The organism is Burkholderia sp. BCC1638, assembly GCF_902833195.1.
Classification (GTDB): domain Bacteria; phylum Pseudomonadota; class Gammaproteobacteria; order Burkholderiales; family Burkholderiaceae; genus Burkholderia; species Burkholderia diffusa.
This window is the reverse complement of the sequence record NZ_CADFEC010000032.1, coordinates 44,073-67,819: the sequence shown is the minus strand read 5'-3', so window position 1 is coordinate 67,819 and position 23,747 is coordinate 44,073. Positions and strand designations below refer to the sequence as shown.

The following is a 23,747-nucleotide window of genomic DNA, read 5'->3' as shown; positions in this document are numbered from 1 at the left end:
CGTCAGCAATCGCGACCACGGCACGAGCTTCTCCATCTCTTCCAGGAAACGCTGGCGCCGAGTCATGCGCTTCTTGCCCGTGCTTTCCGCTTCCGCAAAGCTCATTTGCCGTTTCATCGTCGTGGACCCGTTCCGTGAACTATCTTCTACAACGTCCTCGGCTGCGTCAGCGATGACCACAGAGCCGGATAAATCAGTGTTTCCCTAGCAGAATCTACGACCTTCAACAGGAGTCGATGGGGCTTGTCACGTTACCGATTCGACGCTGCGTGGCGGCCACGCGTGCCAATCCGTCAGAAAGCAATAGTCGAATTTTGGGCATGACCGGTACGCAGGCGCCAAGCGTCGAAGCGGCCCGCGAGGCGCGCAGCAATTGTCGCTTGAGCGCGAAATGCTGACGGATCGGATCGAAGCAAGACAGAAAAGTCTGCGTGCGATCGGGCAAACGGAAGCCGCGCCTGCGGCGCTTGCGTTCGCGTGAGCTGATGACTATTCTCCGTCAGGTTGTTCACGCGCGCCGCAGCCTTGACTAAGGCATGTTCGCCAACTCTTCGACGTCTGCCTTTGCCACGGGGTAGCTGCGCAGCTGATCGGTAACGATCTTCTTGGGCGTCGGGGCATTTGCCGACAGCACGCGCTTGAAGGGGCGTTTTGCCGCGGATCTGTCTCGACGCCTTTGCCACAGCCGCTTGGCCTGGCGTTACGAGCCGTGGTAAACCGTATCGTTCAGGCGTTGCAGCGTACCGTCCTGCTCGGCCTTGATCAACTCGTCGATCACTTCGCGGCGCGTCAGCGCATGCTGGGCTTCAGGCGTCGCATTCTGCTGAATAACAGGTGGAGCAGAGTGGTCGGCCGGCGAAGTCGTTCCCGGAGAAGGAGTAGCAAACGCGGCCGTGGTGGAGGCAGCCAGCGTGAGTGCCGAGAGGACGTAAGAAATGTGACGGATGCTTTTGTTCATGATGTTGCCCTTTCCTTGTTTCGATTCATACAGTCAGTAGTGCGATTCACTGTCTGCATGGACTGAAGTCTAGGGGTGGCGATCCATCATGAAAAATACATGTTCCAAACACCAGCCATAACTTCGAGGCATGGCGCGGGCATCACGGAACCGTCGCGCGGTTTCGTGCCCGCCACGGCGCGACACGATCAGGTTGCCGGCGCGCAGTGGTCGATCAGCATATCGCGGAATCGCCGTGCGCTCGGGCTCAACGTGCTGTCTTTTCGCCAGATGATCGTCAGGTCGCGTTCGATAATCAGCCCCTCGACTGGCAGGCGCACGAGCAAACCCGTCGTCAGTTCCGATTCGATCGTCATGCGCGAGACCCATGCAATCGCGGTGCCGCGCACCAGCAGCCGGTTCATCGCTTCGGCGCTACCGACCGACAGGCGTGGCGAAAAGGCCAGCCCGCATGCGGCGAACGCCGCTTCGACGGCATTTCGTGTGCCGGAGCCGGGCTCGCGCGACAGCACGTCGTGGCGCGCGATGTCGTCGATCCGGATCTTGCGCTTGCGCGCGAGCGGATGGGACGGCGCGGCGACGGGGATGAGCGGGTCCTGGCCGAACCGTGCCGAGTCGAACGAAGTCGTGTCATACGGGCCTTCGACGAAACCGAGCTGGCGATCGTAGGCCAGTACCGCGGCCTCGACCTGCTCCGTATTCATCTCCGCCACGTCGATCGATACATTCCGGTATTGCTCGCCGAACGCATGCAGCACGGACGGCAGCAGATAGCTGCCGATCGTGCGGCTGGCCGCTAGCTTCAGGCTACCGCGCACGAGGCCCGAGAATTCATCGAGCATCGCCTCGGCTTCGTCCGACAGCGAAAAGATTCGCACTGCATAGTCGGCCAGCAGTTGCCCCGCCTCGGTCGGGCTCATGCCGCGCGGGCGCCGGTCGAACAGCGTGACGCCCAGGCGTTCCTCGAGCTCGCGGATTTCGCGGGTCAGCGCTGGCTGACTGACGTGCAAGCGCGCGGATGCGCCGGTTACGCTACCCGCCTCGACCACGGCGAGGAAGGCCGCCAGATGGGTAAAGTTCATTCTGATGTATATAAAAAATGTATGGATATTATCATCTATATGTATTTTTAATATGTCAAGCGCATCGCTATCGTAGTGGCCATGGGTCGTCGATGGAGATCGCAATGTTCAATTCAAATGCAAACACGGGCACCGTATCTACCGGTTTTCTCGCGTACAAGATTCGGCAGTTCACGCCGAACTGGTTCGCGGTGACCATGGGCAACGGCATCGTCGCATTGGTACTCGCTACGCTGCCGTTTCGCTTTCCGAGCCAGCAGGGCATCGCGGCCGCGCTATGGTGCGCGGATGTCGTGCTGTATGCCGTATTCGCCGCAATGCTGCTGACGCGTGCGATCCGGTATCCCGACACAATCTGGCCGATGCTGCGGCACCCGCTGCAGTCGATGTTCCTCGGCGCCATTCCGATGGGCCTCGTACCTATCATCAACGGCTTCGTGCTGTTCGCGGCGCCGGCGATCGGGCCGGTGGCCCATTCGGTCGCGCAGGTGCTCTGGTGGATCGATGCGCTGCTCGCCGTCGTGGTGGCCATTGCGGTGCCGTATCTGATGTTCACCGAGCAGAATCATGCATTCGAGCGCGTCAGCGCCGTGTTGTTGCTGCCGCTCGTCGGCCCGGAAGTGACCGCATCGAGCGGCGCGGTGATCGCGCCGCACTTGTCGATCGACGGCGCACGAGCGGTGATCGGCGTCAGCTACACACTCTGGGCCGTCTCGCTAGCCATGGCGTTCGCGGTGCTCACGCTTGTGTTCTTCCGACTGGTCATCCACAAGCTGCCGCATCGCGACCTCGCACCGTCGAGCTGGCTCACGTTGGGGCCGATCGGAACAGGAGCGCTCGGCATTCTCGGTCTCGGCCGGGTGGCGCCGGCGGCGTTCGACGGCAGTTCGTTCGCGCCGCTTGCCGCGCTCGCAAACGAACTCGGCATGGCATGCGCGCTGCTGCTCTGGAGCGCAGGCATCTGGTGGTTCGTAATTGCCGTGCTGTTCACGCTGCGCTATCGCAAGGAAGGGATGCAGTTCAATCTCGGCTGGTGGGGTTTCACGTTCCCGCTTGGTGTGTACACCGCAGCCACGATCGGTTTGTATCGCGCCACCGACATGATGGTGTTCGCCGTGCTGGGTACTGCCTTCGCGCTGATGCTGTTTTGTTTCTGGAGCGTGGTCGCGACTCGCACCCTGCGCGGTGTGATGCAAGGCCGGCTGTTCCATGCACCTTGCCTCGCGTCGAATAGCTGAATTTTGAGCTGACAACCTGATAGGGACACTGATCACGCGGTCCCCATCTCTAATCCAGAAAATATATTGAGGATATCAAAATGGATGCAGTAAAGCCGGATGTAAAGCGTATTGCCGTGACGGGCGCCGCTGGACAGATCGCCTATTCGCTGCTGTTCCGGATCGCGCGAGGCGACCTGTTCGGCAACGACCAGCCGGTCATCCTGCAACTGCTCGACCTGCCGCAGGCCTATGGCGCGATGCAGGGCGTCGTGATGGAACTGCAGGATTGCGCGTTTCCACTCCTGCGCCGGGTGGAAGTGACGACCGACCCGACCGTCGCGTTTCGCGACGCCGATTGCGCGTTCCTGATCGGTTCGAAGCCGCGCGGGCGAGGCATGGAGCGCCGCGATCTGCTGGCAGAGAACGCGGCGATCTTTCGCACGCAAGGCAAGGCGCTCAATGCGTCAGCCAGCCGCAACGTCAAGGTGCTGGTCGTCGGCAACCCGGCGAACACCAATGCGGCCATCGCGCGCCGCTTTGCGCCCGATCTGCCCGAGGATGCGATCACGGCAATGATCCGGCTCGATCACAACCGCGCGGTATCGATGCTGGCCCAGCGCTGCGCGATCGCGGTCAATGTGATCGGCAACATGATCGTGTGGGGCAACCATTCGCCGACGATGTTTCCCGATTATCGGTATGCGCGAGTCGGCCGCTACCTGATCAAGGACTTGGTCAACGACGAGAACTGGTACCGCGAGACCTTCATCCCGGAAGTGGCGGCGCGCGGAACGACCCTGATCCAAGCGCGCGGCGCATCGTCTGCGGCGTCGGCCGCGAATGCGGCGATCGACCAGATGCGCGACTGGATCCGCGGCAGCGACGGCCGCTGGGTGTCGATGAGCGTGCCGTCCGATGGTAGCTACGGCATTCCGCGGGGGCTGATATTCGGCGTGCCTGTGATTTGTCACGACGGCCGCTACGAGCGAGTCGAGGGCATTCATATCGATGCATTCGCGCGGCAATGCATCGACCGCTCGGTGCATGAACTGCAGGATGAGGCGGCCACCGTCGATGCGTTGTTCGCCGAGTGTTGACGGCAGGTGTCGGGACGTCGACGGACTGGCCCGGATATGCCGATCCACGGCCAAGTGCCATTAAGGGCATTTGTGACGCTGGTCAGAAGAATTTTGCGAACTTTCTGACTTTTCAAATTTATCTCTTTGTGCCGATAGGCGAACATCGCCTGTCCTTCCAATGGAGCAGTCATGTCGAATCAGATTCAGGTTAGCGAAGCAATGAACCGAACCCTAACGCGAGACGGATTCCGGCGCCGAATTGTGGCAGGCGCACTGTCGGCGACCGTCGCTGTCACTTGCGCGTTGGCGGTGAACGCGCACGCGGCGAATGCCCCGTTTTTCCTGACGTTCGGGAAGGCGTCGAACGATCTCCCGATCGTCATGCCGATCTGTTGCCAGGGGCGCACGAGCTGAACCCGCTTTCGTTTCGACGAGTCGTGCGGCCTGCGTAGTCGGCGCGTCGATCTAGCTTCAACGCAACAAGGGAGAACTCATGAATTTCACACTGGGCGTGCTGCTCAGCCTGTCGTTCATCATCACGGTGCTCGGACTGTTCGTCTTTATCTGGGCGCAATCGAGCGGTTTGCTGAAAATGGGGCAGTCGGCCGCCACGGTGATCTTCGCCGAAGGCGAGATCGGCCATGCGGAGCCGTTCGCGGGCGTTTCGCCGGAAGGCGGCGGCGCCGCTGGTTCGCAGCCCGACCCCGCTGAACTGCGCGATCGCGTGCTGGCTGACCGGTCGAGCAGTGCGGCGGCGCTGGCCTTCATCGCATCGTCGGTGGGCTGGCTGCTGCTTGGTTCGCTGTTCGGCCTGCTTGCATCGCTGAACTTCCAGGTGCCCGACTGGCTGTCGGGCTCGCCATTGGTGACGTTCGGCCGCACGCGCATCGTGCACCTGAACATCGTGACTTACGGATGGGCATCGATGGCGGGCATCGGCGTTGCGTTGTGGCTGCTGCCTCGCTTGTTGAAGACGCAACTGGTCGGTGCGCGCTTCGCGATTGTCGGCGCGGTTCTGTGGAACCTCGGCGTCGCGATGGGCTGTGCTGCGATTCTGTTCGGCTGGAGCGATGGACTCGAATGGCTCGAGATTCCCTGGCAGATCGGCATCTTGCTCGCGATCGCGGGTGCGCTGGCGGCCGTGCCGCTGCTGCTGACCCTGCGGCATCGCAAGGTTGATCACCTGTACGTGTCGGTATGGTATCTCGCCGCCGCGCTGCTGTGGTTCCCGATTCTGTATGTGGTCGCGAAAGTGCCGCATGTGCACTTCGGCGTCGAATCGGCGATCGTCAACTGGTGGTTCGCGCACAACGTGCTCGGCCTGTGGCTCACGCCGCTCGGCCTTGGTACCGCCTACTACCTGATCGCGAAGATCGTCGGCCGCCCGATCTACTCGTACAACCTGTCGCTGATCGGCTTTTGGGCACTGGCCATGTTCTACAGCCAGGCCGGCGTGCACCACCTGATCGGCGGCCCGGTGCCTGAATGGGTCGTAACGGTGTCGATCGTGCAGAGCGTGATGATGATCGTGCCGGTGATTGCGGTGGCGATCAATCACATGATGACGCTCAAGGGGCATGGCGAGATTCTGAGGCAATCGTATTCATTGCGCTTCGTCGCACTCGGCTCCGCGCTTTACACACTGGTGTCGATGCAGGGTTCGCTCGAAGCGGTGCGATCGTTCAACCGCGTGGTCCATTTCACGCAGTACACGATCGGGCATGCGCATCTGGGCGTGTACGGCTTCTATTCGCTGATCATGTTCGGCGCCATCTACTTCCTGATGCCACGCGTGGCCGGGCGCGAATGGCCGTTTCCGAAGCTGATCGCGTGGCACTTCTGGCTGGTCGTCGCGGGCATCGGCATCTACTTCGTGTCACTGACCATCGGTGGCGTGCTGCAAGGCTTGGCGATGCTCGACCCGAAACAGCCGTTCATGGCGTCCGTGACCGTCACTCTGCCGTATCTTGCGGCGCGCACGGTTGGCGGCACGCTGATGACCCTCGGGCACTGCGTGTTCGCGTATCACTTCTGCAAACTTCTGACGATGCGTACGGACCGTCAGGCAGTTGCGGCCGTCACGGCCGAGGCCTAATCATCGACGAGACATCACATGAAACGAATCATGACCGTCATCATCGGGTCGCTGATCCTTATCGCGCTCTCGATGGTGGTGCTGATCGCGATGCCGTATCGCGAACTCGAACGCGAGAAAGCACCTGAAAAGCTGAGCCCCTATACGCTCGCACAACTGCGCGGGCGCGCGACTTACGTGTCGCTGGGCTGCGCGACCTGCCACTCCCAGCAGCCGCGACCGGCGGCGATGGGCCCGGATGCACTGCGTGGTTGGGGCCGCGCGGCGGTGCCGAGCGACTACGTGTACGACTATCCGCACCAGCTCGGCACGTCGCGTACCGGGCCGGACCTGTTCAACATCGGTGCGCGTCAGCCGAGCGCCGACTGGCATCTCGCCCACCTGTACCAACCGCGCGCGGTGACGCCGGGCAGTGTGATGCCGGCCTTTCCGTATCTGTTCAAGATCGTCGATACGCCGGCCGCGGGCGACACGGTGGTGAAGCTGCCTCCGTCGTTTTCGCCCGTGCATGGGCAGGTGGTAGCGACGCAGGAAGCGCTCGACCTCGTCGACTACCTGGTCGGGCTGAACCACACCTACCCGGTAGAAAAAGCCGCACAGGAGGGCAGCGCAAAATGAGCATCGAACGCGACAACGAAGCGGCCCGGCGCGAGAAGGCTGAGCCGACCGAGGGCGTGCGGCCGGTGCCCTGGCTGTTCGTCGGCATTATTGCTTGCCTCACGGCCTGGGGCAGCTTCACGCTTTATCACGGCTCGGGGCGGGAGCCCGATCAGTCGCTGGCGTCCGGCAACCTGCCGCAGGTGATCGACGGCGGCGTGCTGTATACCGCGCATTGCGCGGCCTGCCACCAGGCCGACGGCAAAGGCGTAGCCGGCGCGTTTCCGCCGCTGGCCGGGTCCGAGTGGGTCAACGGCAAACCGGACATGGTCGCACGCATCCTGTTGCTGGGAATCGACGGCCCGATCGGCGTGAAAGGTAGTCAATACAACGGCTCGATGCCGGCATTCGGGGCCACGCTGTCGGACGCCGAGTTGGTGGCCGTCGCCAATCACATCCGCACGGAGTTCGGGAACGACGCGAAGCCGCCGCTCGACGCGCCCATGCTCAAGGCCGAGCGCGAGCAGTTGAAGGGGCGGACGAAGCCGTGGAGCGGCGGCGCGGAACTGGGGAGCCGGGAATGACATCCGCCAGCGCGCCGCAACGCGACGTCGCAGCGTACACCGGCGGCAGCGCGGTGGTCGATGTGCGCGGCATGTGGTGTCCGAGTTGCGCGAACGCCGTCGAGCGGGTGCTGGCCCGGCAGCCTGGTGTGCTTGAGGCGCGCGTGAGTTTCGCGGCCGAGGCCGCGCACGTGCAGTGGGATGCGACGCAAACCACGCTCGAGGTGCTGCTCGACGCCGTCACACGTCTCGGCTACACGGCAACACTCGAAGGCACGACGCGCGACCGGCGCGCGCATCTCGCCCGTGAGGCCGCCCGCGTACGGCTGCGGCTCATCGTGGCCGTCGTGTTCGGGATGTGGGCGATGCCGGCGCAGTGGACGCTCTATTTCGACACGCATCACACCATTCCCGAATCGATCCGACTGGGGCTCGCGTGGTTCGCTGGCGTGACCACGCTGCCGATCCTGGCGTTCAGCGGCTGGCCGTTCCTGCGCGCGGCGTGGCGCACGTTGCGCGCGGGCGCGCCGGGAATGGACGTGCTGGTCGCCTGTGGTGCGACCATCGCATTCGGGCTGTCGGTCTGGCGATTGCTGTCCGGCAGCGCGGACGTGTTCTTCGATTCGTCGGCCATGATCGTCACGCTGTTGCTGGCTGGGCGGCTGATCGAGCACACGATTCGCGCGCGGGCGTCCGACGCGATGCAGGCGTTGCTGGCGCTGCCGGCCGAAACCGTATTGATGATCGATGCGGACGGCAGCCGGCACGAGCGGCTCGCGAAGCGCGCGGTGGTTGGGCAGCGGTTCGTGCTGCGTCCCGGTGAGCGAGCGGCGCTCGACGGCCAGATCGAGAGCGGCACGTCGACGCTCGATCGCGCGCTGCTGACGGGCGAGTCGTCGCCGGTGGCCGTGAGTGCCGGCGACGGAGTCGAGGCGGGTGTGCTGAACGGTACCGGCAGTCTGACGGTGCGGGTCACATCGGCCGTTGGCGAACGCCGCGCCGATGCGATCGCACGCACGCTGCGGCGCATGCTCGCGCGCAAGACCGCGACGGACGCGCTCGCGGAGCGGTTTACGCGGCGGTTCGTGCCGTTCATTTTCATGGTGGCGGCTGCCACCTGCGCTTACGGCGTGGGGTCGGGTGCCGGGTGGGGCGCGGCGCTCGAACATGCGATTGCCGTGTTGGTCATCACCTGCCCGTGCGCGCTCGGCCTCGCAACGCCATTAGCTCTGATGGTCGGTGCGGGGCGAGCCGCGCGCGCCGGAATCCTGTTTCAGGATGTCGAAGCGATCGAGCGCGCGGGCCGGATCGATGCCGTGTTCTTCGATAAGACCGGGACGCTGACTCTCGGCGAGCCGCGCATCGTGCGCGTGCATGCCGAACCCGATTCGTGCGAGACGGCGGTGCTGATCGCGGCCGCGACAGCCGAGCAGGGAAGCGAGCATCCGCTTGCCCGTGCGCTGCGCCAATACTGCGTGCAAGACATCAACGCCTGCGCGGGCGAAAGTGAAGCCGTTCCCGGCCTGGGTGTGGTGTGGCGTGGACCCGACGGTACGCGCATTGTCGTCGGATCCGGCGCGCTGCTCGCTCGCGAGGGGATCGCGGCGTCGGACCAGCCGGGCGACGAGGGTACGGTAGCGTTCGTCGCGCGCAACGGCCGCCTGCTCGGACATGTGCTGATGGCCGACACACCGCGTGCCGATGCGTCGGCGGCGATCGCCGAACTGCGCGCGCGCGGCATCGAGCTTGGCATGCTGACTGGCGATCGTGCCGGGCCGGCGATCACGGTGGCCGACGCCGTCGGGCTCCCGCGCTCCTGCGTGAGGGCGGATGTCAGCCCCGAGGGCAAGGCGGAGATCGTCGCGAGCGCGCAGCGCGCGCATCGGGTTGTCGCGTTCGTCGGAGATGGGCTCAACGACGGACCCGCGCTCGCGGCAGCTGATTACGGGATCGCCGTCCAGAGCGCGTGCGCGTCGTCGTCGGCCGCCGCAGCCGTCGTGCTGTCGCGTGGCGATGTCGGGCAGGTGGCCGATGCGATCGCGATCGGCCGGCGCATCGCGCGCGTGATGCGTCAGAACCTCGGCTGGGCCGCAACGTACAACCTGATTGCATTGCCTGTCGCGATCTGCGGCTATGCATCTCCCGCGCTTGCCGCAGCGGCGATGGTTTTCAGTTCGGTGTCCGTCACGCTTAACGCGTGCCGGTTGAACACCCTACCGGCGCGCCGACTGGAACGCAAGGCCAGGCCATCAGGCACTTCACTGGAATTTCATTCGAAACAGGATTGCACTCAATGAACAAGAAGACGTCGCAATTTTCCGCTACGGGCCGCCGCAAGTTCCTCGAGCGGACGTTCGGGCTCGGCCTGGCTGGGCTGGCGGGTGCCGATGCGTGGGGCGCGGTCGAGAAGGCTATCGAGCTGCCGTTCGGCAATGGCCGTCGCGAGATCACGAACAGTTTTCCGCAAAAGCATGACGTGATCCTGCAGCGCACGCGGCCGCCGCTGCTCGAAACACCGTTCGACGTGTTCGACCGCCATCTGTTCACGCCGAACGACAAGTTCTACGTGCGCTGGCATATGGCGAACATTCCGTCGAGCATCGATGTCGCGAAGTTTCGCCTGAACGTGCGTGGCCATGTGAGGCAACCCGTGGCTCTTACGCTGGACGACTTGATTCACGATTTCGAACCGGTCGAGGTGGCGGCCGTGAACCAGTGTTCGGGTAATTCGCGGGGCTTTTACACGCCGCGCGTGCCGGGTGCGCAATGGGGCCACGGCGCGATGGGGAACGCGCGCTGGACCGGCGTGAGGCTCAAGGATGTGCTCGACCGCGTGGGCGTGCGGGCCGGCGCGGTGCAAGTGCGCATGCACGGGCTGGAATCGCCGGCCGCGCCGCAGACGCCGTACTTCAAGAAATCACTGGCGATCGATCACGCGCTCGACGGCGAGGTGATCATCGCGTATCTGATGAACGGCGAACCGCTGCCGCTGCTGAACGGCTTCCCGATCCGCATGATCGTGCCAGGGTGGTATGCGACGTACTGGATCAAGATGCTCTGCGATCTCGAAGTACTCGACGAACCCGACGACAACTACTGGAGCAAGAGTGCGTACCTGATTCCCGATACACCGGGGGCGAACGTGAAGCCGGGCCAGACCGGCATGAAGATGATTCCGATCAACAAGATGGTGCCGCGCTCGTTCATCACGAATGTGAAGGACGGCGATGTACTGAGGCGCAACGAGCATGTCGAGGTGCGCGGGTTCGCGTTCGGCGGTGACTGCGGTGTCGCGAAAGTGCGGATCTCCGCGGACGGCGGGCACACATGGATCGATGCCCGGCTTGACCGCGACTACGGGCAATACAGCTTCCGGCGCTGGTCCTTCAGCTTCACGCCGCCCGCGGCGGGGCCGCTGGTGCTGATGGTGCGTGCCACCAATGTGGCGGGGCTCGCCCAGCCGATGCAGTCGAACTGGAACGGTTCGGGTTTCATGCGCAACGGCGTCGAATCCGTTGCGCTGCAAGTCGTTTGATCGCGGGAGATCAGAGCATGAATCGTCAAGCGTTTCGTCTGGCTTTGATGTGGGGCATTCCGGTCGTCATTGGTGTGACGATGGCGGCGGCATGGATGCCAGAAGGGGGCTTCGACTGGCGGCGGCATCCAGAGCGGGTCGTGAAGATTCCGTCGGTAGATGCGGTGTTGCCGGTCAGCGCCGAGCGGTTTCCGCCGGGGCAGGGATCGGAGATCGCGAACGCGCAATGTCTGATTTGTCACTCGACGGGCATGGTGACGCGCCAGCCGCCTTTGACCGAAAAGGAGTGGGCCACGATCAGCAACAAGATGCGGCTGTCGTACGGCGCGCCGCTGCCAGCCGAGCAGGTCGATGCGCTCGCGAAGTACTTGTACAGCATCAACGGGCGCAAGGAAGCGGGGAAGGGGCCGTCGGTTGTGGATATGCAGGGGAGTTGAGTGCACCGACGAAGAAGTGCCGCGCGTTGCCGCGGCGCCCCGTAAATAGAAATCCGGCATCGGTGCGGCGGGAGTTTCCAACACGTTTCGCGCCGGTTGCCGGCACAAGGGAAACACGATGAAGAAAGAGTGGGTGCGGGCCGCGTTGATCACGGCGCTAGTCGTTGTACTTCAGGGCGGTCTCGATGTGCAGGCGGCGCAGGCGGGTGTTCGGACGCTCGATACGCCGGTACCGGTCAGCGTGCCGGCCGGCAAGGTCGAAGTCGTCGAATTCTTTCATTTCGGCTGCCGGTACTGCCGGTTGCTCGAACCGACCCTCGCGACCTGGCGGGAAAAGCAGGGCGACAGGATCGTGTTCCGACGTGTGCCGGTCGCGCCAGTTCCGCAATTGCTCCCGTATGCGAAGCTCTATCACGCGCTGGTTGCGTTGCACCAGGAGGCGTTGATTCCGGCCGCGTTCGATGCGATTCACGGGGGTAGCAACCGCTTGCTGACCACGGAACAACAAATGGCGTTCGTTTCCGCACACGGCGTCGATCCGCAGCGCTTCGCCGTAATGGTCGATTCGCCGGCGACGCAACGTGCGCTTCAGGCGGACCGGCAAATGTGGGAAGCGTACCGCGTGCGCGCGGTGCCGATGTTGGTTGTACAGGGGAAGTACAGCCCCACGATGGGCACCGGGCCGGCCGAGACAGTCGATGCGCTTGATCGCATCGTTGCCGATCAAATGAACGAGCATCAACGTGACAGATAATGGTTCGTACACGAACTGCACGATACAGCACATTCCGTGCGTTTGTGGTGCTGGGCAGGTCCTCTCGAAGTAGTAAGAGATGCCGCGGGGGAACCAAGCCATGTCCGCTGCTGCGCCATCTCGCGCAGCCGTTGCCGCAGTTCGTGGTCGGCGACAGACGGCGCCGGCCGTCGGAACGTCCGGCGATTGAGCTCAATGAGCGCGCGCACGTCCGGCGCTCCGAATAGTCGCGCTGTTCAATCACCTGCTGCACGGCTTCCCGGCGCGGTGTGGGCGAACTCACTTTTTTCCGAGAACACCCTGCAGGCCCCCGATGGCAAGGCTTCGCGCAAAGCCTGCGCGATCTGGCTTTGGCTTCCCTGCCGGTACCAAGCTACACGGCGCTGTGCCTTCGCGCGCAAACACTCGAGATCCAACTGCCGATCGTTCACGACAGCGACCCGATCCATCTGGCGGGCGACAGTTCGGGCATGAAGGTCGACGGCGAATGGAACGTGCTCCAGCCTGGCCATAGGCGATCTCGCGCATACACGACCGAAGCTTCGGACGAGGTTCCTTGACGCTTCTGTAGTACTGAACGCTGCGCAGTCGCATTACAAGCCGACAGGGCCGCCTCATCGTCAATCCGTAATGGCTCGTCGCATCATCCTCACGTCTCGTTTTGTCTCGTCTCTGCGCATGTAACGCTCGCGGGAAGCCTCCCGTTCGACTCCGGGGAATTTTTTTGGGGCTCGATGAATTGTTAAATTAATCTATCAATCACCGCGAAAATTTCCGGAAGAACGCCTTTTTCGCTCTTACTTGTCATATCTATTCCAATAATATTTTCTGACTTGTCTTATTTAAGAGGAGTTGGGAATCCGGAAAATTGCTTTCCTGTGGGGTGTGCATTCCACGCATTGCGTGTCGACCTTAATTTTAAATCGGCATTTATTTTTTTAAACGGCTTTATAGAGATTAGCTGATGAAACTCAAGCAACTCGTTCTGGCACTGGGCGTGACCTCGGCACTGTTTGGCATCGTAAACACGGCTCATGCCGATACGGTGTCGAAGAAAATCACGCTGACCGCGCGAATCGACGACGGCATCTTCGTGTCGAAGCCCGACGGCTCGACCTGGTACAGCACTGAAGAACTGCAAGCAGACGACCACACGCAGACGAAGTTCTCGAAGACGCTGCCGGTTCGCGTATGGTCGAAGAACGCGGACTTCAACATTTCGCTGGCCCAGCCGCTGAAACTGTCAAACGGCAAGTACGAAATGAAGAATGCCGCGGTCACGATGTCGAGCAACAGCGGCGACGCAGCTGTCACGTTCGGCACGGCGCAGAAGATCACTCAGACGGTCGCGGGCAACGGCGGCTTTGACGAAATTCACGACATCAAGATCAACGTCGAGGCGCCGACGAAAGTCGGCACCGTGAGCACGAGCGGCAGCTACAGCGGCGATCTGGTCATGGTTTTCGAACCTCTGGCAACTGCACCGAAGCCCTAACGGGAAGCACTCATTGAGCACGAACGGCAGCTGCCGCCGCGCTCAGGCCATGGTTTTCGAACCTCTGGTAATTGCAGAAATGATGAAGTAAGCGCTAACCGGAAGCCCTCATTGCAGGGCTTCCTGATTCGCTCCAGCCGAAAAAAATCGCTTATGTCCGTTCCTCCTCTTCCCCCATAGATTAAGCGTGTACGCCGATCAAGTCCCTTTTCGTCTCAACAAGCTGTGGGTAGGTGCGTTTCTCTTCATCTCGTCGCAGGCATTTGCAGATCTGAAGATTTCGTATGGAATCCCTGAGGGGTTCAGTGCGGCCGAAATGGATGATGCGGCGAATTACGTTGCGACGTTCAACGGGCGGACACTGCCGGGCTTTATTGGTTTTTCGCAAGCGGATGGCGTGCTGACGTTCGACGCCGCGAAATTCCAAGAAAATGGAATATCGGCGGAAGATGTCTCGACGCTCAAGCGAGTCGTCTCGCAACTGGATTACAAGCGTTGCAGCAAGGGCTGCGACCTGGAGATAGACGGTTATCACGTGACCGTCGACAAGATGAGACGATCGATCTCGATCCGCGACGCGCGCGAGGATTACATAGCGCCGCCGACGAATCTGGGTATCGTCAACAATCAGTCGATCGATCTCCGCGCCGCGTCCGACGGCTATCGCGCGGCGAATATCAACGGCAACACCTGGGTCGGGCTTCCATCGCAAAGCTTTGGCTATGCGAACTGGTATGCAAACCAGACGACGGCGCGCGGCCACAGTGGTAGCGACCGCGGCGTGTCGTCGTATTACTTGCAGAAGAACTTCGCCAGCACGTATGTTCGGGCAGGCAAGCAAAACAGTATCGACTATACGTCGGGCTCCGTCAGCACGCTGCTGTCGCCGAGCTTCGACCACTTCGTGACGATCGGCAGTCAGGCACACCTGAAGGTGAACACTAACGCCGGTTCGCTGATCCTTTATGCGACAGCCGAAGGTAATTACGAGTTTTACCGCAACGATCGCCTGATTTTGAAGCGGCCGGCATCGATCGGGCGTAATGAAATCAGCTTTGTCGACTTGCCGGGCGGCTACTACCCGGTCGAGGTCCGGCTCGTCGACCGCAACGGCAACGTGGTTAGCCGCGAGCGTCGTGAAGTCAACAACCTCAATTTCGGCGCCTCCGGCAGCAATGCTTGGCATTTCACCGCGGGCAAGGAGATGGGTAGCGGCGGGTATTTGCTCGAAGCTGCCGTGAGTCGCAACCTGAAGCAGTTCTATGTGAATGCTTCGATGCTGGCCGGCCACGGCGGCAAATGGGCGGCAGAAATCAATATCACGCGCCCGACGCAGATCGCCGGTATCGATGTTACCCCGACGCTCGGCGTGCTGAGCGGCGAGCGCGGAGTCGGCGGTTACGTGAACATCTCGATGGCCAGCGAGGCACTGGGCAGTCTGACAGTGAGCCGCTACCAACGCACGAATGTGTCGCGCTTTTACAGTGGGCAGCCGAGTACGAGCGCATCCTACAGTCGCAACATCGGAAAGGCGATCGTCGGATACAACTACCAGCAGTCGGGGTTCGGCGGTGCTTCACATCAGGCGGAGGTCCGCTGGAACTACCGGCCGAACGGCTTATGGGCCATGTTCGCACTCGGCGTGCAGAAGGGGGGCTACCAGAACGGCAACGGCGGCTACGGCGTGTACTTCAACACGACGATGACGCTGGACAAGGTTCAGGCAAGCTTCAACGCCGCGCATGCGGGTGGGCAGACCCAGTTGAGCGGCGATGTCCGCAAGGATTTCGTCAACGGCTTCGGCACATCGACCATTGGCGTCACGGCCAATCGGGTCGGCAGCAACTACGGCGTCAACCTCTACGGTACGCGGTCCGGTACGCGTGGCGATGTTTCGCTTAACCTCGGCACGAGCAATGGCGGCAGCAATGCCGACTTCAACTATCGCGGCATGGTGGCAGCGAGCAAGGACGGCGTGGCTGTCGGACGTTACAGCGCGAGCGGCAGTGCTTTATTGCTCAAGACACCGAATATGGACGGCATGAAGTATGGCTTCAATGTCGAAGGCAGCCCGGTAGCGGGAGGCGGAACATACGCTGTGCCGCTCAACGCGTACAGCGACGTGTCGTTTGCACGTGTGTTCAGCGACAACGCGAAGCTGGACATGAACATCGAGGTGCCGGCAAACGTCGTTCGAGCCCATCCGGGGCAGGTTTATTCGGCGAAGGCGCGCGTCGACATCAGCATGATCTACAGCGGCTTCCTGACGGACGAGAGAGGCAAGCCCGTCAGCGGCAGGATCGCCGAGACGGGCGACGTGGCGTACCGGAACGGGCTGTTCTCGATCGTGAGCAAGAAGATGCTGCGGCTCGTCACCGTTGAGCAAGAAGGGCGACGCCTGACATGCGATCTGACGGAGGAAAGCGGCAACTACTTCCGTTGCAAATGACGACCCGGTCAATTTCAGAGAGGAAATGCAATGAAACGTAATACCCCGCTTTCGCTGTTGTTCGGCTTGGTGATGGCAGCTAGCCAGTTTGCCCATGCCGAAGGCGAGTTGATGGTCATGCCGGTGTCGACGCAGGTCTTCAACGCGCACGAACAGACGGTGACCGTGAAGAACATGGGCGATGCGCCGCTCTATTTGAACATCAACGTGCAGAAGGTCACGAATCCCGGTGTGACGCCGGAAAAGAAGGTGAATCTGGGCGAGGTCGCCCGCCCGGGCATGCTGGCGAGCCCCGACAAGCTGACGCTCGGCCCGGGCCAGACGCGATCGATCGTGTTGAAATCGCTGGGCGAGCCGGAGCTGGAAGAGCTTTACCGGTTGTACATCCTGCCGGTCAGATCGCTGAAAGTCGACAACGCGCCGGACGACAAGATCACCGCCCCCATGTCGGTGGCGATTGGCTACGGCGTGCTGGTGCGGCACATGCCGGCACCGGGCAAGCAGAAATCCGCGTGGACGCATCGCTGCGAAAACGGCGGATTGACGCTGGAAAACACGGGGAATATCCGCCAGATCTTTACCGACGTCGTGTATGACAAGGCGAAGCCTGCGCAGACCCTGGCTGTCTTCCCCGGGACGCCGCAGCATTTTCCGGCCCGGCAGATGACGTTGCGTGTGGACGATGTGGCAAAAACGCTGGTGTGTCCGTGACGAGGCGCATGAACTGGGTTCCGGCGGCGCTCGCGGTGCTGTGCTGCGCCGGCTGTCATGCGGCGGGTATTCTGAAGTTATCGCGCACCGAATTGACGCTGGCGCCGGACAAGCCCGCGAGCGAGCTGTGGGCGACAAACATCGGCGACACGCCGTTGTATCTCGACATCACCCAGCAGTTGGTGATCAACCCGGGGCAAGTGCCGGAGCAGCGGATGCTGGTTGAGGAGGTTGAGCGGCCCGCGTTACTGGTTTTGCCCCGGCGGTTGGTACTCTCGCCCGGGCAGCGATATCGGATGGTACTGAAGGAGATTTCGGTGCCGGGACAGAATCAGGTATGGCGGGTGACATTCCGGCCGCGCGAGCGCGTCGCGGTCAGAGCCGATCAAAAGGAAGGCACGACGGCGCCGCTGCTTGTCAGTGTTGGCTATGGCGTCGTGATCTACCAGATGAACGGTCAGGGGGGGTAACGCCTCGCAGTTTGCGATGATGGTGTATGCGTCTGGTTGTCGATGTCGAGTCGCAGACAATTGAGCTTGTTTCTCAAATATTTATCAGCATGGCGGTACCTGACGCCGTGCCAGGGGAATGCCAAAGGTGTTGTTAGATAAAGTGAAATGTCCGAAATGGAAGCTATTGACGATGTGCGCCCTTTTTTTAGTATGCACGCATGCGAGCGGGAGTTCTTTGGTGCCCGCGAGCTTAATCAATGGATATAGCGATTGTTCATGGATGGACAACGGAGATGGAACGAGCAGCTTCATGGTCTCGATCGATTTCAAGAAAATGGCCCCTAGTAGTGGCAGCGTGGGTAGGGTATTGATCGTTCATACTTATGACGGAAATGGAAACGTTTTGGTCAAACGTCCAAGCGGCGTTTTTTTGAATGGCGTTGTAACTGCTTGGGGATGGCAAGACAATCCTCCCGGTGGAAGATCTTACGGCTATGGTCAATCCGAAGATTGGGTCAATACCGAACCGTTTATCGGAGTAGCGAGTGTACGAATGGATAACAGCAAAATTGCGGATTGGCCGGCTATCGGAATTATGGCTGCACAGAGTTTTTCTGATGGTTATCCAGGTTATTATGAAAATACCGGTTCCGTATATATCCGCGTTGGAGAGACCGGGGGGGCATGTACAGTTGTGAACCCGAATTCACCCCAGCCGCTGGATATCGCAGTAAACGTGACGGCACCGGACTGGAATCTGGGCGAGTTACCGCGGGGGGAATCGGAAAAATCGTTTCCCGAGATTGCGAATCAACTTTGCTTCACTTACTCCGGACCGAAGGTCAAAGGCAAGAATTTCGTCATCAACGCGAGCGACGCCAACGGCGTCGTCGCTAACCGGTACAGGCTTAAGAACGTGGCCGATGCGTCGCAGCTGATCCCGTACGACATCACGCTGGACAGTGGCACATCGGCCCTGTCTCTGCCAAACGCCTCGAATGCCGCGTTGCCGTTCGACAGCTCTGGCAAGACGTGTTTCGTGCCGACATTCAAGACCACCGTGGACGCCAAGGTGAAAGAGGGCGATTACAGCGATGTGCTGACGTTCACCGTAGTGGTCAAACCGTAGGAGCGAGCATGCCAAAGCGATTTATGAGGAAGTGGCTGTGCGTTGTGCTGATGCTGCCTGTGGTCGTGCAGGCGCAGACGGTAAAACTGACCGGCAAAACGACAAGCAAGATCACCGCCCACGTAACACGGCCCAACAATCTGTTTGTCACGAACGATTCGGGCGGGTGGTTCGATCATGGACTGGAAATGCAGCAACTCGGCGGCTGGGATACGCCCTACGAGGTGCAGGCACGGTTGAAGCTCGTGTCGAGCAGCGGAACCTTCCAGGTTCGCCTGGATTCACCGCTGACGATCACGCATCAATCGAATCCGGAGTTGGAATTTCGCGCGCCGACGGTCAAGCTGGGTATCGAAGGCGGCGCATCAAAGCCGCTGCTGGTCGGGCAGGCCACGGAGTTCCAGAACCCATCCGCGCCGGTTGAGGGAGTCGATTCGGTCGGGTATTACAACCTCAACATTGCCGCCTATCCTCCCGCCGGCGAATTCAAGAGCACTGCTGGCACGTACAGCGGCGTGTTGTCGATGACATTCGAGCCCGTGATCAAGACACCCTAACGGCCGACGTGTCGTCGAGCGTTCATCGGTCAAGCAAGATTCGGCGGCGAGCGTGCCGGCACAGTGAAGGGTTATTTGAAGGATATCTCCGCATGAACGAAAAATCATCCGTGTTCTTGCGCGCATTCAGTGCGATGGCGCTGACCATCCCGTTCTCGGCGATCGCGGCGATCGACATGATGCCGAAGGACGCGACAGTGAGGGATGAGGGCACCTCGGTCAAGGTGATCAACAATGGAGATCGCAACGAATACGTCAGCGTAACGCTGTCACGCCTGTTGAATCCCGGTGTGCCGCTGGAAAGCGAACGTCTTGAACCCGTCAGTAACGCCGTGCAGCCGACACTTTATGCATATCCATTCCGGATCAGCTTGGCTCCCGGGCAGACGAAGGTCATCACGCTCAAGGCACTGCGCGCGGTGGAGACGGAAACCCTCTATCGACTCGATGTGAAACCAGTAGTTAAGGTGCTGGGGGCCGATCATACAAAAAAGTCGTCTGCAAGCGTGGTCACCAACCTCGCCTTCAGCGGGATTGTTCGCCAATTGCCGGCGAAGCCCCGCGAGGGGCTCTCGGTCTCGTGCGAAACGTCCGGCGTGAAGCTGACGGCGAACGGAAATGTTCACTATCGAGTGGAAGGTGCCAAAGCGGACGGCCAAAGCCTCGACAATTTCAACGTTTATCCCGGCACCCCGATTCCGGTGACGGGACGTATCGTGGAGATTCCCGGCTATCCCGTCTGCAACGCGGTGGCCAGACCGAATGGATCGCTTCCAGCAGGGCGGGGCGTGCTCGAGTGGTGAGGTGTCGTCAAGTCCAAGTGAGTCGCGATGTCTAGCCGTAGCCTTTCCGGACTCTGTGGAAGAACTATCCCGCCTGTCGTCGATAAGGAGGTGTCTGCACGGAAGCTGTCTTTGGAAGCGCGCGTGATCTGCTATCGGTATGGGCAGTTTGAGCGCTGCAGCCTCGAGCGCCGGTCGGCGCGCGATTACGTGCAGAAGGTCACGAATTCCGGTGGACGCCGGAAAAGAAGGTGAATCTGGGCAAGGGCGCCCGCCCGGGCATTCTAGCCGCCGTGTGTTGCACGAGCAGTCCGGCCGCTGGCGTGCTGAAACTGTCCCGAACCGAGGTTACGTTGGAAGAGGGGAAACCCGCCAGTGCACCGATCGGGCCGATCCGGCCCGCCCTGAAGAGCCGGAATTTTCCACTTAAGACCGGGACGGAATTTGGGCCACCCGCATCAAACCGGCTCAACGACGCGCGCCATCGTGCATCCGCGCGCGTGGCGAATGCCCGATGCGTTGTCGTGCGTTACTGCGCCGCCCCCTCCGCATCCGCCGTCTCGCCGAGGAACCCGCCGCTCTGGTGCGCCCACAGCGCCGCATAGATGCCGCCCGCCTGAAGCAGCTGCAGGTGCGTGCCTTCCTCGACGATGCGCCCTTCGTCGAGCACGATCAACCGGTCCATCGCCGCGATCGTCGACAGCCGGTGCGCGATCGCGATCACCGTCTTGCCGCTCATCAGACCGTCGAGGCTGCGCTGGATCGCGACTTCGACTTCGGAGTCGAGTGCGCTGGTCGCTTCGTCGAGCACGAGGATCGGCGCATCCTTGAGCATCACGCGTGCGATCGCGACACGCTGCCGCTGACCACCCGACAGCTTCACGCCGCGCTCGCCGACCTCGACGTCGTAGCCGCTGCGCCCGTGCCGGTCGCGCAGCCGGTCGATGAAGTCGGACGCTTCCGCGCGCACGGCCGCGTCGTGCATCTCTTGCTCGGTCGCGTCGGGGCGGCCGTACAGGATGTTCTCGCGCATCGTCCGGTGCAGCAGCGACGTATCCTGCGTGACCATCCCGATCGCCGCGCGCAGGCTGTCCTGCGTCACGTGCGCGATGTCCTGTCCGTCGATCCGGATCGCGCCGTCGTCCACGTCGTAGAAGCGCAGCAGCAGGTTCACGAGCGTCGACTTGCCGGCGCCCGAGCGGCCGATCAGGCCGATCCGCTCACCCGGCCGGATCGTCAGGTTCAGCCCGTCGAACACCGCGCGCTCGTTGTCCTCGTGCGCGAAGCTCACGTTGTCGAACACGATGCCGCCGCGTTGCACGGCGAGCGCCTTCGCGTCGGGTGCGTCGACCACGCTGCGCACCTTCGTCAGCGTGTTGATGCCGTCCTGGACCGTGCCGACGTTCTCGAACAGTTCGGTCATCTCCCACATGATCCAGTGCGAATAGCTCGACAGGCGCAGCGCCATCGCGATCACGGCCGCGACCACGCCCGCGCTCGCCTCGCCGTGCAGCCACAGATAGAGCGCGAGGCCGGTCGAGCCGACCAGCAGCAGCGTCGACAGCAGGTGGTTGACGACCTCGAACGCGCTGACGAGCCGCATCTGCGCATCGCCGGTCACCTTGAACGCCTCCATCGCACGCCGCGCGTGGTCGGCTTCCCGGCGCGTGTGCGAGAACAGCTTCACGGTCGTGATGTTCGAATAGGCGTCGGTGATGCGGCCCGTCATCAGCGCGCGCGCGTCAGCCTGCCGGCTACCGACCGCACCCAGGCGCGGCACGAAATACGCGCACGCCACGCCGTAGCCGAGCGCCCACAGCGCGAGCGGAATCATCAGCCGCCAGTCGAAGCTCGCCGCGAGCGCGAGGATGCCGATCAGGTACGCGCCGACGCCGATCACGACGTCGACCGACATGAACAGCGCGTCGCGCACGGCGAGCGCGGTCTGCATGATCTTGGTCGTCACGCGGCCCGCGAACTCGTTCGCGTAGAACGAAAGGCTCTGATCGAGCATCAGCCGGTGAAACAGCCAGCGCAGCCGCATCGGGAAGTTGATCGCGAGCACCTGGTGCTTGATCATCGTATGCAGCGCGATCAGCAATGCGCTGCCGGCAAGGATCGCCGCGAAGCCGGCGAGCGTGCCGAAATGCCGGCCGCCGAATTCGGCCGGCGTCGCCGACGACAGCCAGTCGACCACGCGCCCCATCATCGCGAACAGCACGGCTTCGTACGCGGCGGTCGCGGCCGACGTCAGCGCGATCAGCAGGATCCAGCCGCGCGCGCCTTTCGTGCACGCCCAGACGAACGAGAAAAACCCCTTCGGCGGCGTGGCGGGATCCTCGAGCGGGAACGTCGGCAGGCGCCGTTCAAACCACGAAAACATTGAACCTTCTCCTTGATGCGGCGCGGGCAGGTGGCCCGGCCGCTCATGCATGTCTCATGTGCGCCGTGCGGCGCGCATTCGTTGCGAACGAATCCATGACTCGATCGCGCCGTGCGTAGGCGACGCATCCGCGTGCGCGCGGATTGCATCGTTTTCGCATCGTCCGGCGGCAAGTGTCGCATCGATTCGATCCGGCTGCAGGGCGGTTGCCCGCAGTCGCGCGCCGCGCCGACAGCCCGCCCGGCAGCCTTTGTTGATACGATCGCGCGTATCGTCCACGCCGGCGCGACACGCCGCCGGCTGATCGGTCGCGCGTCTGCACGAGCGCGCAGCCATGTTCGGGAGAAGCGCTTCATGCTGCAGGCGTTCGCGGTCTTGCTGACCTTCCAGTGTCTCGGGGAAGGGGTGTCCTATCTGTTCGGCCTGCCGGTGCCGGGCCCCGTGATCGGCATGCTGCTGCTGTTCGGCTTCGTGATGCTGCGCCCGCAGATGGCCGACGCGATCGAGCCGACTGCGCTCGAACTGCTGCGCCACCTGTCGCTGCTGTTCGTGCCGGCCGGCGTCGGCATCATGGTGTCGGCCGACCGCGTGCGCGGCGATGCGCTCGCGGTCGTCGTCGCGCTGGCGGTGAGCACGTCGCTCGCGATTGCCGTGACCGCGCTCGTCACGCGTGCATTGCTGCGCCGCCAGCGGCGCGCGGACGGCACGGCGGAGGGCACGCAATGACGGCCTTCCCGAAACTCGGCGCGATCTGGGTCTACCTCGCCGCGACTCCGTTGCTCGGCCTGACGATCACGTTGATCGCGTACCTGATTGCACAGGCCGTCTATACCCGCGCGCGCTTCAACCCGCTCGCGAATCCGGTGCTGATCGCGGTCGCGCTGATCGTCGTGCTGCTGACGATCACGCACACGCCGTATCCGACGTATTTCGAGGGCGCGCAGTTCGTCCACTTCCTGCTTGGCCCGGCGACTGTCGCGCTGGCGCTGCCGCTGTACCGCCAGTGGTCGAAGCTGCGGCGCGCCGCGGTGCCGCTGCTCGTCGGGCTGCTGGCCGGTTCGCTGACCGCGATCGTGTCCGCGGTCGGCATTGCCGCGCTGTTCGGCGCGTCGCACCAGACGATCGCGTCGCTCGCGCCGAAATCCGCGACCACGCCGATCGCGATGGCCGTCGCGCAGGAAATCGGCGGGATTCCGTCGCTGACCGCCGTGCTGGTGATCTCGACCGGGATTTTCGGCGCCGTGTGCGCCCGCGCGATCCTGAACGCGTTGCGCATCGAGGAGCCGGCCGTGCGCGGTTTCGCGCTCGGCGTCGCGTCGCACGGGATCGGCACAGCGCGTGCGTTCCAGGTCAGCGAGGAGGCCGGCGCGTTCGCCGGCCTCGGGATGGGGCTGAACGGCGTGCTGACCGCATTCGTCGTGCCGATCCTGCTGCCGGTGCTGTCGCGCTGGATCTGAGCGGCGCCGGGT

21 protein-coding genes and 4 pseudogenes are annotated in these 23,747 nt (G+C 62.4%); 19 read left to right on the top strand and 6 right to left on the bottom strand.

Going from position 1 to position 23,747, the window contains the following annotated elements:
• From HWX22_RS26895 to HWX22_RS26880, 4 genes and pseudogenes are all read right to left on the bottom strand, one after another.
• A pseudogene (locus HWX22_RS26895) lies at positions 1 to 117 on the bottom strand (IS5/IS1182 family transposase); the annotation flags it as partial.
• 176 nt (positions 118 to 293) lie between these two features.
• Positions 294 to 685 (bottom strand): annotated as a pseudogene (locus HWX22_RS26890) (DDE-type integrase/transposase/recombinase); the annotation flags it as partial.
• A 15-nt stretch (positions 686 to 700) separates the two neighbouring features.
• Positions 701 to 958 carry a DUF4148 domain-containing protein gene (locus tag HWX22_RS26885; protein WP_059820834.1) on the bottom strand — a complete coding sequence of 86 codons (258 nt, stop codon included), beginning with the start codon at positions 956 to 958 and terminating at the stop codon, positions 701 to 703.
• A gap of 188 nt (positions 959 to 1,146) precedes the next feature.
• Positions 1,147 to 2,145, bottom strand: coding sequence for a LysR family transcriptional regulator (locus tag HWX22_RS26880; protein ID WP_244135296.1), 999 nt, complete (start codon positions 2,143 to 2,145; stop codon positions 1,147 to 1,149).
• Between HWX22_RS26880 and HWX22_RS26875 the strand changes: the two genes are divergently transcribed.
• From HWX22_RS26875 to HWX22_RS26830, 10 genes and pseudogenes are all read left to right on the top strand, one after another.
• Positions 2,145 to 3,278, top strand: coding sequence for a TDT family transporter (locus HWX22_RS26875; RefSeq protein WP_175916723.1), 1,134 nt, complete (start codon positions 2,145 to 2,147; stop codon positions 3,276 to 3,278). The genes HWX22_RS26880 and HWX22_RS26875 overlap by 1 nt on opposite strands.
• An 80-nt stretch (positions 3,279 to 3,358) precedes the next feature.
• Positions 3,359 to 4,357, top strand: a complete 999-nt coding sequence (locus HWX22_RS26870) for a malate dehydrogenase (RefSeq protein ID WP_175911525.1) — start codon at positions 3,359 to 3,361, stop codon at positions 4,355 to 4,357.
• 475 nt (positions 4,358 to 4,832) lie between these two features.
• Positions 4,833 to 6,434, top strand: a complete 1,602-nt coding sequence (locus HWX22_RS26865; protein ID WP_175911524.1) for a cbb3-type cytochrome c oxidase subunit I — start codon at positions 4,833 to 4,835, stop codon at positions 6,432 to 6,434.
• A gap of 18 nt (positions 6,435 to 6,452) precedes the next feature.
• A complete protein-coding gene (locus HWX22_RS26860; protein WP_175911523.1) occupies positions 6,453 to 7,052 on the top strand; it encodes a cbb3-type cytochrome c oxidase subunit II in 600 nt (199 codons plus the stop codon).
• Entirely contained in the window at positions 7,049 to 7,615 is a 567-nt protein-coding gene (locus HWX22_RS26855; RefSeq protein ID WP_175911522.1) for a cytochrome c, read from the top strand. Before HWX22_RS26860 ends, HWX22_RS26855 begins: the two co-directional genes overlap by 4 nt.
• On the top strand, positions 7,612 to 9,891 hold the full coding sequence (locus HWX22_RS26850; RefSeq protein WP_175911521.1) for a cation-translocating P-type ATPase: 2,280 nt from the start codon (positions 7,612 to 7,614) through the stop codon (positions 9,889 to 9,891). Before HWX22_RS26855 ends, HWX22_RS26850 begins: the two co-directional genes overlap by 4 nt.
• Positions 9,888 to 11,129 carry a molybdopterin-dependent oxidoreductase gene (locus HWX22_RS26845; protein WP_175911520.1) on the top strand — a complete coding sequence of 414 codons (1,242 nt, stop codon included), beginning with the start codon at positions 9,888 to 9,890 and terminating at the stop codon, positions 11,127 to 11,129. Before HWX22_RS26850 ends, HWX22_RS26845 begins: the two co-directional genes overlap by 4 nt.
• A gap of 17 nt (positions 11,130 to 11,146) precedes the next feature.
• Positions 11,147 to 11,566 carry a cytochrome c gene (locus HWX22_RS26840; protein WP_236873285.1) on the top strand — a complete coding sequence of 140 codons (420 nt, stop codon included), beginning with the start codon at positions 11,147 to 11,149 and terminating at the stop codon, positions 11,564 to 11,566.
• A 118-nt stretch (positions 11,567 to 11,684) separates the two neighbouring features.
• On the top strand, positions 11,685 to 12,320 hold the full coding sequence (locus tag HWX22_RS26835; RefSeq protein ID WP_175911518.1) for a thiol:disulfide interchange protein DsbA/DsbL: 636 nt from the start codon (positions 11,685 to 11,687) through the stop codon (positions 12,318 to 12,320).
• 317 nt (positions 12,321 to 12,637) lie between these two features.
• Positions 12,638 to 12,850, top strand: a pseudogene (locus HWX22_RS26830) (transposase); the annotation flags it as partial.
• Here the strand turns inward: HWX22_RS26830 and HWX22_RS32085 are convergent.
• Positions 12,834 to 12,953, bottom strand: a pseudogene (locus HWX22_RS32085) (IS3 family transposase); the annotation flags it as partial. The pseudogenes HWX22_RS26830 and HWX22_RS32085 sit on opposite strands and share 17 nt — an antisense overlap.
• A 331-nt stretch (positions 12,954 to 13,284) precedes the next feature.
• On the opposite strand from HWX22_RS32085, the gene HWX22_RS26825 reads away from it, so the two are divergent.
• From HWX22_RS26825 to HWX22_RS26795, 7 genes are all read left to right on the top strand, one after another.
• Positions 13,285 to 13,815, top strand: a complete 531-nt coding sequence (locus HWX22_RS26825; RefSeq protein ID WP_175911516.1) for a CS1 type fimbrial major subunit — start codon at positions 13,285 to 13,287, stop codon at positions 13,813 to 13,815.
• Positions 13,816 to 14,131: 316 nt separating this feature from the next.
• A complete protein-coding gene (locus HWX22_RS26820) occupies positions 14,132 to 16,264 on the top strand; it encodes a TcfC E-set like domain-containing protein (RefSeq protein ID WP_175911549.1) in 2,133 nt (710 codons plus the stop codon).
• A gap of 30 nt (positions 16,265 to 16,294) precedes the next feature.
• Complete coding sequence (locus tag HWX22_RS26815) at positions 16,295 to 16,975, top strand: pilus assembly protein (protein ID WP_175911514.1); 681 nt, start codon at positions 16,295 to 16,297, stop codon at positions 16,973 to 16,975.
• Positions 16,976 to 16,983: 8 nt separating this feature from the next.
• Entirely contained in the window at positions 16,984 to 17,445 is a 462-nt protein-coding gene (locus tag HWX22_RS26810) for a hypothetical protein (RefSeq protein WP_175911513.1), read from the top strand.
• Between the two features lie 292 nt (positions 17,446 to 17,737).
• A complete protein-coding gene (locus HWX22_RS26805) occupies positions 17,738 to 18,556 on the top strand; it encodes a hypothetical protein (protein ID WP_175911512.1) in 819 nt (272 codons plus the stop codon).
• Between the two features lie 8 nt (positions 18,557 to 18,564).
• On the top strand, positions 18,565 to 19,113 hold the full coding sequence (locus tag HWX22_RS26800; protein ID WP_175911511.1) for a hypothetical protein: 549 nt from the start codon (positions 18,565 to 18,567) through the stop codon (positions 19,111 to 19,113).
• 92 nt (positions 19,114 to 19,205) lie between these two features.
• On the top strand, positions 19,206 to 19,916 hold the full coding sequence (locus HWX22_RS26795; protein ID WP_244135295.1) for a hypothetical protein: 711 nt from the start codon (positions 19,206 to 19,208) through the stop codon (positions 19,914 to 19,916).
• 508 nt (positions 19,917 to 20,424) lie between these two features.
• Here the strand turns inward: HWX22_RS26795 and HWX22_RS26790 are convergent.
• Positions 20,425 to 22,278, bottom strand: a complete 1,854-nt coding sequence (locus tag HWX22_RS26790) for an ABC transporter ATP-binding protein (protein ID WP_175911510.1) — start codon at positions 22,276 to 22,278, stop codon at positions 20,425 to 20,427.
• Positions 22,279 to 22,632: 354 nt separating this feature from the next.
• Here HWX22_RS26790 and HWX22_RS26785 point away from each other — a divergent pair, with 354 nt between their 5' ends.
• A complete protein-coding gene (locus HWX22_RS26785; protein ID WP_175911509.1) occupies positions 22,633 to 23,004 on the top strand; it encodes a CidA/LrgA family protein in 372 nt (123 codons plus the stop codon).
• Positions 23,001 to 23,735: an LrgB family protein gene (locus HWX22_RS26780; RefSeq protein ID WP_175911508.1), complete on the top strand. Its 735-nt coding sequence runs from the start codon at positions 23,001 to 23,003 to the stop codon at positions 23,733 to 23,735. Before HWX22_RS26785 ends, HWX22_RS26780 begins: the two co-directional genes overlap by 4 nt.
• The last annotated feature ends 12 nt before the right edge of the window (positions 23,736 to 23,747 follow it).